Annotated in this window: 9 protein-coding genes; all 9 read left to right on the top strand. The window is 71.1% G+C overall.

From position 1 onward, the window contains the following. The first annotated feature begins 158 nt into the window (after nt 1-158). The 9 genes from AB0K15_RS10130 (at nt 159) to AB0K15_RS10170 (ending at nt 10,346) form a co-directional block, all read left to right on the top strand. Entirely contained in the window at nt 159-950 is a 792-nt protein-coding gene (locus tag AB0K15_RS10130) for a TIGR03084 family metal-binding protein (protein ID WP_364047803.1), read from the top strand. Then, entirely contained in the window at nt 947-2,653 is a 1,707-nt protein-coding gene (locus AB0K15_RS10135; RefSeq protein WP_364047805.1) for an acyclic terpene utilization AtuA family protein, read from the top strand. The genes AB0K15_RS10130 and AB0K15_RS10135 overlap by 4 nt, the downstream gene beginning before the upstream one ends. After that, complete coding sequence (locus AB0K15_RS10140) at nt 2,653-3,801, top strand: acyl-CoA dehydrogenase family protein (protein WP_364048006.1); 1,149 nt, start codon at nt 2,653-2,655, stop codon at nt 3,799-3,801. The genes AB0K15_RS10135 and AB0K15_RS10140 overlap by 1 nt, the downstream gene beginning before the upstream one ends. Continuing rightward, complete coding sequence (locus tag AB0K15_RS10145; protein ID WP_364047807.1) at nt 3,798-5,399, top strand: carboxyl transferase domain-containing protein; 1,602 nt, start codon at nt 3,798-3,800, stop codon at nt 5,397-5,399. Before AB0K15_RS10140 ends, AB0K15_RS10145 begins: the two co-directional genes overlap by 4 nt. Before the next feature lie 10 nt (nt 5,400-5,409). After that, nucleotides 5,410-7,362 carry a biotin carboxylase N-terminal domain-containing protein gene (locus AB0K15_RS10150; RefSeq protein WP_364047809.1) on the top strand — a complete coding sequence of 651 codons (1,953 nt, stop codon included), beginning with the start codon at nt 5,410-5,412 and terminating at the stop codon, nt 7,360-7,362. Next, a complete protein-coding gene (locus tag AB0K15_RS10155) occupies nt 7,359-8,525 on the top strand; it encodes an acyl-CoA dehydrogenase family protein (protein WP_364047811.1) in 1,167 nt (388 codons plus the stop codon). Before AB0K15_RS10150 ends, AB0K15_RS10155 begins: the two co-directional genes overlap by 4 nt. 44 nt (nt 8,526-8,569) lie before the next feature. Then, nucleotides 8,570-9,373 carry an NAD(P)-dependent oxidoreductase gene (locus AB0K15_RS10160; protein WP_364048008.1) on the top strand — a complete coding sequence of 268 codons (804 nt, stop codon included), beginning with the start codon at nt 8,570-8,572 and terminating at the stop codon, nt 9,371-9,373. After that, entirely contained in the window at nt 9,373-9,975 is a 603-nt protein-coding gene (locus tag AB0K15_RS10165; protein ID WP_364047813.1) for a TetR/AcrR family transcriptional regulator, read from the top strand. Before AB0K15_RS10160 ends, AB0K15_RS10165 begins: the two co-directional genes overlap by 1 nt. Nucleotides 9,976-10,079: 104 nt before the next feature. Next, nucleotides 10,080-10,346, top strand: coding sequence for a hypothetical protein (locus AB0K15_RS10170; RefSeq protein WP_364047815.1), 267 nt, complete (start codon nt 10,080-10,082; stop codon nt 10,344-10,346). Nucleotides 10,347-11,196 lie beyond the last annotated feature (850 nt).

An 11,196-nucleotide genomic window follows, 5' to 3' on the forward strand; every position in this document is an offset into this window, starting at 1 on the left:
GGAACGGTAGGACAACGGGATTCTACTGGCAATGTGTCAATAGTGGCGTCGTGCTCAATCGGGAGAAAACAATCAGGCGCGCTTGATTTTTCCGCGGTGGGGGTGCGAGGGTGGGGCTGAGCGCGCGGTGCTCACGAGAGGACGCATGGAGGCGCAGGATGGCTGATCTCGGCGTGATCCTCGGGGATCTGGCGGCCGAATCGCAGGCGATCGACGACGTGGTGGCCGGGCTGCCGCCCGAGGGGTGGGCCAGGCCGACGCCGGCGGAAGGGTGGACGGTCGCGCACCAGATCGCGCACCTGGCCTGGACGGACTCGAAGGCGCTGATCGCCGCGGCCCGGCCCGAGGAGTGGCAGGCCGAGGTCGAGCACCTGCTGAGCGTGGGGGAGAACTACGTCGACCTCGCCGCCGAGGAGGCCGCCGCCGCGCCGCCGGAGGAGCTGCTCGCGCAGTGGCGCGCCGGGCGGACGGCGCTGTCCGAAGCGCTCGCCGCGGTGCCGGCCGGGCAGAAGCTGCCGTGGTACGGCCCTCCGATGAGCGCCGCGTCCATGGCCACCGCGCGGATGATGGAGACGTGGGCCCACGGCCAGGACGTGGTCGACGCGCTGGGGCTCGCCCGGCAGCCGACCGGCCGGCTGTGGCACATCGCCCGCTTCGGCACGCGCACGCGCGACTTCGCCTTCAAGCTCAACTCGCTGGCCCCGCCGCCCGAGGAGTTCCGCGTGGAGCTGGCCTCGCCGGACGGCACGACGTGGGCGTTCGGGCCCGAGGACGCCGAGCAGCGGCTCACCGGCAGTGCCGTGGACTTCTGCCTGGTCATCACGCAGCGCCGCCACCCCGCGGACACGGACCTGGTCGCGACCGGCGCCGACGTCGAGGAGTGGCTCACCATCGCGCAGGCGTTCGCGGGCCCTCCCGGCCACGGCCGCAAGCCGGGGCAGTTCGCGTGAGCCGCGCGACCGGGGCGCCCATCCGGATCGGGAACGCGTCGGGCTTCTACGGCGACCGGTTCTCCGCCGTGCGCGAGATGCTGACGGGTGGGCCGCTCGACGTGCTCACCGGCGACTACCTCGCCGAGCTGACCATGCTCATCCTCGGCCGCGACCGGATGAAGGACCCCGAACGCGGCTACGCCAAGACCTTCCTGCGCCAGATGGAGGAGAACCTCGCGCTGGCCAAGGAAAAAGGCGTGAAGATCGTCGCCAACGCCGGTGGCCTCAACCCCGCCGGCCTGGCGGCGGCGTTGCGCGAGCTGGCCGCGAAGCTCGGCGTGCACGTGCGGATCGCGCACGTCGAAGGCGACGACCTGATCGGGCGCGCCGACGAGCTCGGGTTCGGGAAACCGCTGACCGCCAACGCGTATCTCGGCGCGTGGGGCATCGTCGAGTGCCTCGACGCCGGTGCCGACGTGGTCGTGACCGGCCGCGTCACCGACGCTTCGGTGATCGTCGGGCCCGCCGCCGCGCACTTCGGCTGGACGCGGGAGGACTACGACGAGCTGGCCGGCGCCGTCGCCGCGGGGCACGTGATCGAGTGCGGCGCGCAGGCGACCGGCGGCAACTACGCGTTCTTCCGCGAGCAGCCGATCGGCCTGCCCGGGTTCCCGATCGCCGAGATCCACGCCGACGGCACCAGCGTCATCACGAAGCACCCCGGCACCGGCGGGGTCGTGAACACCGGCACGGTCACCGCGCAGCTGCTGTACGAGATCACCGGTGCCCGCTACGCGAACCCCGACGTCACCACCCGCTTCGACACGCTGGCGCTTGCCGAGGACGGCCCGGACCGCGTGCGCATCAGCGGCGTGACCGGCGAAGCCCCGCCGCCCACGCTCAAGGTCGCGCTGAACCGGCTCGGCGGGTTCCGCAACGAGACCACGTTCGTGCTCACCGGCCTCGACATCGAGGAGAAGGCCGCGCTCGTGCGTGAGCAGCTGGAGACGGCGCTCGAACGGCAGCCGCCCGCCGAGGTCCGCTGGACGCTCGCGCGCACGGACCACCGTGACGCCGACACCGAGGAACAGGCCAGCGCACTGCTGCACGTCGCGGTGAAGGACGCCGACCCGAAGATCGCCGGCCGCGCGTTCAGCGGCGCCGCGGTGGAGCTGGCGCTCGCGAGCTACCCCGGCTTCCACGTAACCGCGCCGCCGTCGGACGCCTCGCCGTACGGCGTCTATTCGGCCGCCTTCGTGGACGCTGCCGAGGTACCGCACAGCGCGGTGCTGCCCGACGGTCGACGTGTCGACATAGCGCCGTCCACCCGGACTCTCGCACTCGCCGAAGTGGACGAACCCGCGCTGCCCGAGCCGTTGCCGGACGGGCCGGTGCGCCGCGTCCCGCTCGGCCGCGTGATCGGCGCGCGCAGCGGCGACAAGGGCGGCAGTGCCAACCTCGGCGTGTGGGTGCGCTCGGAAGCGGCGTGGCGCTGGCTCGTGCACCGGCTCACCGTCACCGAGTTCCGCCTCCTGCTGCCGGAGACGGCCCCGCTGCCCGTGACCCGGCACCTGCTGCCGAACCTGTGGGCCATGAACTTCGTGGTCGAGGACATCCTCGGTGAGGGCGTGGCCTCGCAGGCGCGGTTCGACCCGCAGGCCAAGGCGTTCGGCGAATGGCTACGGGCGCGCGAGATCGACGTGCCGGAGGCGCTGCTGTGATCGTGGACCCGTTCGCGACGCCGGAGCGCAAGGAGCTGCGCGCGACCGTGCGGCGGTTCGTGGAGAAGGACGTGCTGCCGCACCTCGACGACTGGGAACGCGCGGGCGAGCTGCCGCGTGAGCTGCACCGCACGGCCGGAGACCTCGGGCTGCTGGGCGTCGCGTTCCCCGAGTCCGTGGGCGGCGGCGACGGCAACTACCTCGACTCGCTCGTGGTCGCCGAGGAGATGCACTACGCGGGCGGCTCCGGCGGCCTGTTCGCGTCGCTGTTCACGTGTGGCATCGCCGTGCCGCACATCGCCGAGGCCGGGGATCCGGTGCAGGTCGAACGCTGGGTGCGCCCGACGCTGGCCGGGACCAAGATCGGTTCGCTGGCCGTCACCGAGCCCGACGGCGGGTCCGACGTCGCCGGCATCCGCACCACCGCCGTGCGCGAGGGCGACGAGTACGTGGTCAACGGAGCCAAGACGTTCATCACCTCCGGCTGCCGCGCCGACTTCGTGACCACCGTCGTCCGCACGGGTGCCGACGGCGCGCACGGCATCTCCCTGCTGGTGGTCGAACGCGGCACGCCCGGGTTCACGGTCTCGCGCAAGCTGGAGAAGATGGGCTGGGCCGCCTCCGACACCGCCGAACTGTCCTACGTGGACGTCCGCGTGCCGGTGGAGAACCTGGTGGGCGCCGAGAACTGCGGCTTCGCGCAGGTGGCCACGCAGTTCGTGACCGAACGCCTCTCGCTCGCCGTGCAGGCCTACGCCCACGCGCAGCGCGCGCTCGACCTCACGCTCGACTGGTGCCGGTTGCGCGAGACGTTCGGCCGTCCCCTCATCTCGCGCCAGGTGGTGCAGCACAAGCTCACCGAGATGGCGCGCAAGACCGACGTCGCGCGCACGTACACGCGCCAGACCGCCGTGCGCCACGTCTCCGGCGAAGAAGTGATCGCCGAAGCCTGTTTCGCCAAGAACACCGCCGTCGAGGCCGCCGAATGGGTGGTGAACGAGGCCGTGCAGCTGCACGGCGGGCTCGGGTACATGCGCGAGTCCGAGGTGGAGCGCCATTATCGTGACGTCCGCATCCTCGGCATCGGCGGCGGCACCACCGAGATCCTCACCGGCCTGGCCGCGAAGCGATTGGGATACACCGCATGACCGCACTGAGGTCTGTTGTGGACACACGGGCCGGCGAGTTCGCCGCGAACCGGGAGTCCATGCTCGAGAAGCTCGCCGAGATCGACGCCGAGCACGCCAAGGCCGTGGCCGGCGGCGGTGAGAAGTACGTGAAGCGCCACCGCAAGCGCGGCAAGCTCCTGGCTCGAGAACGGATCGAGCTGCTCATCGACGAGGACTCGCCGTTCCTGGAGCTCTCGCCGCTGGCGGCGTGGGGCTCGGACTACCGCGTGGGCGCGAGCGTGATCACCGGCATCGGCGTGGTCGAGGGCGTGGAGTGCCTGATCTCCGCGAGCGACCCGACGGTCAAGGGCGGCGCGAGCAACCCGTGGACCACGAAGAAGAGCTTCCGCGCGGCCGACATCGCGGCGCAGAACCGCCTGCCGGTGATCAACCTCGTCGAGTCCGGCGGCGCGGACCTGCCGACGCAGAAAGAGATCTTCATCCCCGGCGGCCGCATCTTCCGCGACATCACGCGGTCTTCCGCGGCGAAGGTGCCCACCGTCGCGCTCGTGTTCGGCAACTCGACCGCGGGTGGCGCGTACCTGCCGGGCATGTCCGACTACGTGGTGATGGTCAAGGAGCGCGCGAAGGTGTTCCTCGGCGGCCCGCCGCTGGTCAAGATGGCGACCGGTGAGGAGTCCGACGACGAGTCGCTGGGCGGCGCCGAGATGCACGCCCGCACCTCGGGGCTGGCCGACTACCTCGCGGCCGACGAGCAGGACGCGATCCGGCTGGGCCGCAGCATCATCAAGCGGCTCAACTGGCACAAGAAGGGGCCGGCGCCTCGGAGCGACTACGCGGAGCCGCTGTTCGACGTCGAGGACCTGCTGGGCATCGTCCCGAGCGACCTCAAGGTGCCGTTCGACCCGCGCGAGGTGATCGCCCGGGTGGTCGACGGCTCCGACTTCGACGAGTTCAAACCGCTCTACGGCTCGAGCCTCGTCACCGGCTGGGCGAACATCCACGGCTACCCCGTCGGGATCCTGGCCAACGCGCAGGGCGTGCTCTTCAGCGAGGAGTCGCAGAAGGCCGCGCAGTTCATCCAGCTGGCCAACCAGATCGACACCCCGCTCGTCTTCCTGCACAACACCACCGGCTACATGGTCGGCAAGGAGTACGAGCAGGGCGGCATCATCAAGCACGGCGCGATGATGATCAACGCGGTGTCGAACTCGAAGGTGCCGCACCTGTCCGTCCTCATGGGATCGTCCTACGGTGCCGGGCACTACGGCATGTGCGGGCGCGCCTACGACCCGCGGTTCCTGTTCGCCTGGCCGAGCGCGAAGTCGGCGGTGATGGGCCCGGCGCAGCTGGCCGGCGTGCTGTCCATTGTGGCTCGTGCCGCGGCCGCCGGCCGGGGGCAGGAGTACAGCGAGGAGAACGACGCGGCGATGCGCGCGATGGTCGAGAACCAGATCGAGGCCGAGTCGATGCCGATGTTCCTCTCCGGCATGCTCTACGACGACGGCATCATCGACCCGCGCGACACCCGCACGGTGCTCGGCCTGAGCCTGTCGGCGATCCACAACGGACCAGTGAAGGGCGCCGAGGGTGGCTTCGGCGTCTTCCGGATGTAGGGGTGCAGTCGTGATCCACAACCTGCTGGTCGCCAACCGCGGCGAGATCGCCCGGCGCGTGTTCCGCAGCTGCCGCGACGCCGGCATCGGCACGACGGCCGTGTTCTCCGACGCCGACGCGGCGGCCCCGCACACGCGCGAGGCCGACGTCGCCGTCCGCCTGCCGGGTGACGCGCCCGGCGAGACGTACCTGCGCGCGGAACTGATCGTGAAGGCCGCGGCCGACGCGGGCGCCGACGCCGTGCACCCGGGTTACGGGTTCCTGTCCGAGAACGCCGCGTTCGCGCGGGCGGTGCTGGACGCCGGGCTCACGTGGGTGGGCCCGCCGCCCGTGGCGATCGAGACGATGGGCTCCAAAGTGGAGTCGAAGCGGATCATGACCGCCGCCGGCGTGCCGGTGCTGTCCGAACTGGACCCGGCCTCGGTGACCGAGGCGGATCTGCCGTTGCTGGTCAAGGCTTCCGCCGGTGGCGGCGGTCGCGGCATGCGGGTGGTCCGGGAGCTGGGCGAGCTGACCGAGGCCGTCGAGAGCGCCCGGGCCGAGGCCGGGTCCGCGTTCGGCGACCCGACGGTGTTCTGCGAGCGTTACCTCGAGACGGGCCGCCACATCGAGGTGCAGGTGCTCGCCGACAGCCACGGCACGGTGTGGGCGGTGGGGGAGCGGGAGTGCTCCATTCAGCGCCGGCACCAGAAGGTGGTGGAGGAAGCGCCGTCGCCGTTCGTCGGCGAAGCGATGCGCGCGGAGCTGTTCGACGCGGCGCGCAAGGCCGCGTCGGCCATCGACTACGTCGGCGCCGGCACGGTCGAGTTCCTCGCCGGTCCCGACGGGCGGTTCTACTTCCTGGAGATGAACACCCGGCTGCAGGTGGAGCACCCGGTGACCGAGAACGTCACCGGCCTCGACCTCGTGGCACTGCAGCTTTCCGTGGCCCAGGGCGCGAAGCTGCCGCCGGAACCGCCTGCGCCCCAAGGTCATTCGATCGAGGTCCGCCTCTACGCCGAGGACCCGGCCGCGGGCTGGCAGCCGCAGAGCGGCACGCTGCACACCTTCGAGGTGCCCGGTGTCGACCGCGAGTTCACGCACGGCGCCGGGCTGCGGCTCGACTCCGGCGTGGAGAGCGGGTCCGTCGTCGGCGTGCACTACGACCCGATGCTCGCCAAGGTGATCACGTGGGCCCCGACCCGTGACGAGGCCGCCCGCCGGCTCGCCACCGCGCTGGCCGGGGCGAAGATCCACGGGGTGGTCACCAACCGCGACCTGCTCGTGAACGTCCTGCGGCACGAGGCCTTCCTGGCCGGCGAGACCGACACGGCGTTCTTCGACCGCCACGGCCTCGACACGCTGGCGAGGCCGCTGGTCGGCGGCGACGCCGAGAAGCTGTCCGCGCTCGCCGCCGCGCTGGCCGACGCGGCGCGCAACCGCGCGGCCGCGACGACACTGGGCCGGCTGCCCAGCGGCTGGCGCAACGTGCGTTCGGCGGGCCAGCGCAAGGTGTTCACGCGCGGGGACACGACCCACGAGGTCCTGTACTCGCTCACCCGGGACGGCCTGCGGGCCGAGGGCTACGACGACGTGCGGCTGGTCTCGGCGGAGCCCGGCCGGGTGGTGCTCGACGTGGCCGGGCTGCGGCGCACGTTCGCGGTCGCCCGGCACGGCAACGTTTCCTTTGTGGACTCCGCGCTCGGCTCGGTGGCCTTCACCGCCGAGCCGCGGTTCGCCGACCCGTCGGCGGCGCTGGCGGCGGGCTCGCTCGTCGCGCCGATGCCGGGCACGGTGGTGCGGCTCGCGGTGGGCGTGGGTGACGCCGTGGCGGCGGGGGATCCGCTGCTGTGGCTGGAGGCGATGAAGATGGAGCACCGGATCGCGGCCCCCGCCGACGGCGTGGTCACCGAGCTGCCGGTGGAGGTCGGGTTGCAGGTCGAGGTCGGCACGATTCTGGCTGTGGTGGGAGAACGAGCATGAACGCGATGAACTTCGTCGAGCCCGAGGAGCGCGTGGCGCTGCGCAAGGCGGCCGCGGAACTGGCGCGCAAGTACGGGCACGAGTACTACTCGAAGAAGGCCCGCTCGGGCGAGAAGACCGTCGAGCTGTGGGACGAGGCCGGCCGCCTGGGCTACCTCGGCGTGAACCTGCCCGAGGAGTACGGGGGCGGGGGCGCGGGCATCGCCGACCTCGCCGCGGTGCTGGAGGAGTTCGCCGCCGCCGGCTCGCCGTTGCTGCTCATGGTCGTCTCGCCGGCGATCTGCGGCACGGTGATCTCGCGCTTCGGCACGGACGAGCAGAAGAAGCAGTGGCTGCCGGGGCTTTCCGACGGCAGCAAGAAGATGGTCTTCGCCATCACCGAGCCCGACGCCGGGTCCAACTCGCACAAGATCACCACCACGGCGCGCCGCGACGGCAGCGACTGGGTCCTGAGTGGACGGAAGGTGTTCATCTCCGGCGTCGACGAGGCCGACGCGGTGCTCGTGGTCGGCCGCACGGAGGACGCGAAGACGGGCCGGCTCAAGCCCGCCCTCTACATCGTGCCCACCGACACGCCGGGCTTCGAGTTCAAGCAGATCGAGATGGACCTGGTCTCGCCGGAGAAGCAGTTCGGGCTGTTCCTCGACGACGTCCACCTGCCGGCCGAAGCGCTGGTGGGCGAGGAGGATGCGGCGATCGCGCAGCTGTTCGCGGGGCTGAACCCCGAACGCATCATGGGCGCGTCGTTCTCGCTCGGCACCGCGCGCTATGCGCTCGACAAGGCCGTGGCGTACGCCAACGAGCGCCAGGTGTGGGGCGCGCCGATCGGCTCGCACCAGGGCCTGGCGCACCCGCTGGCGCAGATCAAGATCGAGCTGGAACTGGCGAAGCTGATGACGCAGAAGGCGGCCTCGCTCTACGACTCCGGCGACGACTTCGCGTCGGGCGAATCGGCCAACATGGCCAAGTACGCCGCCGCGGAGGCCGCGATCCACGCCGTGGACCAGGCCGTGCAGACCCACGGTGGCAACGGGCTCGCGACCGAATACGGCCTCGGCACGCTCGTGACCGCGGTGCGGCTCGGACGGATCGCGCCGGTGAGCCGCGAGATGGTGCTCAACTTCGTCGGGCAGCACACCCTCGGGCTGCCGAAGTCCTATTAGGAGTGAGTGTGTCCGAAAAATCCCTGGCTGGTCGCACGATCATCATGTCCGGCGGCAGCCGCGGCATCGGCGAGGCGATCGCCCTGCGCGCGGCCGCCGACGGCGCGAACGTGGCCTTGCTGGCCAAGACCGCCGAACCGCACCCGAAGCTGCCCGGCACGATCTACACCGCCGCCGAGGCCATCGAGAAGGCGGGTGGCAAGGCGCTGCCCATCCTCGGCGACGTCCGCGACGACGAGGGCGTGGCCGCCGCCGTGGCGAAGACCGTCGAGCAGTTCGGCGGGATCGACATCGTGGTGAACAACGCGAGCGCGATCGACCTCACGCCCACCGAGCAGGTGAGCATGAAGCGCTACGACCTCATGCAGGACATCAACGCGCGCGGCACTTTCCTGCTGTCCAAACTGGCCATCCCGCACCTGCGCAAGTCGGCGAACCCCCACGTGCTCACGCTGTCGCCGCCGATCAGCCTCGACGAGAAGTGGTTCACGGCCGGGCACCTCGCGTACAGCATCGCGAAGTACTCGATGAGCCTCGTGACGGTCGGGCTCGCGGCGGAGCTGAAGAAGGACGGCATCGCGGCGAACTCGCTGTGGCCGCGCACCACGATCGACACCGCGGCGATCCGCAACGTCGTGGGCGCCGAGCTGGCCAACCGCAGCCGGACGCCGGAGATCATGGCCGACGCCGCGTACGCGATCCTCACCCGGCCGAGCCGCTCGACGACCGGCAACTTCTTCCTGGACGACGAGGTGCTCGCGGCCGAAGGTGTCACCGATCTGTCGAAGTACCGGATCGGCTCGTCGGAAGCGGACCTGCAGCTCGACTTCTGGGTCGATCCGGCCTGATGCTCCGGGAACCGCAGCAGGAGCGCAGCCGTACCACTCGGCGTCGGCTGATCGAGGCCGCGATGGACTGCATCGGCGAGCGGGGCTGGCACGGCGTCACGGTGGCCGTGATCGCCGAACGTGCCGGCGTGTCGCGCGGCGCGGCGCAGCACCACTTCCCGACGCGCGAGGACCTCGTCGCGGCGGCCGTGGAGCTGCTCGGGGAATCGCAGATCACCGAGCTGCGGTCGAAGGCCGACGGGCTGCCGACGGCGTCGCGGATCTTCGGTGTGGTGGAGATGGTGCTGAACCTCTACACCGGGCCGATGTTCCGCGCCGCGCTGCAGCTGTGGGCCGTCGCGTCGTCCGACGAGCAGCTGCGCGGCACCCTCGTGCCGCTGGAGGCTCGCGTCGGCCGCGAGGCGCACCGCGTGACGGTGGAGCTGCTGGGCGTCGACGAGGCGAAGCCCGGGGTCCGCGAGCTGGTCCAGGCCACCCTGGACCTGGCCCGCGGTCTCGGCCTCGCCAACCTCCTCACCGACGACGCCCGCCGCCGGCGCCAGATCGTGCGGGAGTGGGCCCACACTTTGGAGTTGCGACTGTCCGGAACCGGCGAGGCCTAGTGAACGTCACAACTTCGGCCTAATACGATGTGGTTGTTAACACATTCGGCCCAGCGGACGATGACTCCGAGTAAGTGGCTCCACCAGGAAGAAGGTCGGTACCGGTGTCCGGTTCAGAAGGCGCGGCAGTCGAGCTGACGCACCGCGCGATGGCGATGCTCAGGGCGGTCGCCGCCCACCGCGCGGAGATGACCACGAGCAGCGAGCCCGACCTCTTCATCGACGGTTTCGCCTGCTGCGACCAGATGACCGCCCACAACCTCGCCCACGGCGGCTACATCCGCCCCGCCGTGCAGGACGCCGCGGGCCGCGTGCCCGCCGAGCTGACCGAAGCCGGGCACGCCGCGCTGGAGATCACCGTCGCCGCCTGAGGCGACCACCACGTGCCATGGACGGGTGGGGTTTCGCTCGCCCGTTCGGGTGGCCGCTCGGCTCGGGTGGTGGTGTCTCGGGCTTGAGTCCGGGTGGTGTCGGCCGCGGACCTGCGGGGTGAGGTCGAACCACGTCGGTTCCAGCCGCCGTTGCACTCGGATTCAGCCGTGATCAGCTGGTTGTTGGGGCTTTTGTCCCGGTTTTGAGGCAGGCACCGCTGGTCTGGTCGCGCCCTCGGGTGACGAGGTCGCCCACTCTGCACGCCAGCCTCGCCTGCGCGGGTTTGGTGGCCTGGCCACCTGGGCTTTGGCTCGTGGCCCGACTTCACCTGGCGCGCTGGTGGTCCAAGCCCGTGGCCTGGGGCGATGAGGCCGAACGGCACGTCGGCTTCGGCTGCGCGTGGGCTTGCCCACCTGGCCTCTTGGCTACCGGTCCGTGGCCCGGCTTCACTTGGCGCGCTGGTGGTCCAAGCCCGTGGCCTGGGGCGATGAGGTCGAATCACCCCGCCACTAGCCGTGCCTCGGCTTCGGATGCGCGGGTTTTGCTGGCCGGGCCACTCCGGTGGTCCAAGTCCGTGACCTGGGGCGAGAAGGTCGAACCACCCGACCCCCGGCCGTGCTGCGGCCTCGGCTGCGCGCGAGTTTTGCTTGCCGGGCCACTCGGTTTTGGCGGGCGCACCACGCGGGCTTGCTCGCCTGGCTAGTTGGGTTTTGGTCCGCGAACCGGCTTCACCTCGCGCGCCGGTGGTCCAAGCCCGTGACCTGGGGCGAGAAGGTCGAACCACCCGACCCCCGGCCGTGCTGCGGCCTCGGCTGCGCGCGAGTTTTGCTTGCCGGGCCACTCGGTTTT

The organism is Amycolatopsis sp. NPDC049253, from assembly GCF_040678995.1.
In the GTDB taxonomy this organism is placed as follows: domain Bacteria; phylum Actinomycetota; class Actinomycetes; order Mycobacteriales; family Pseudonocardiaceae; genus Amycolatopsis.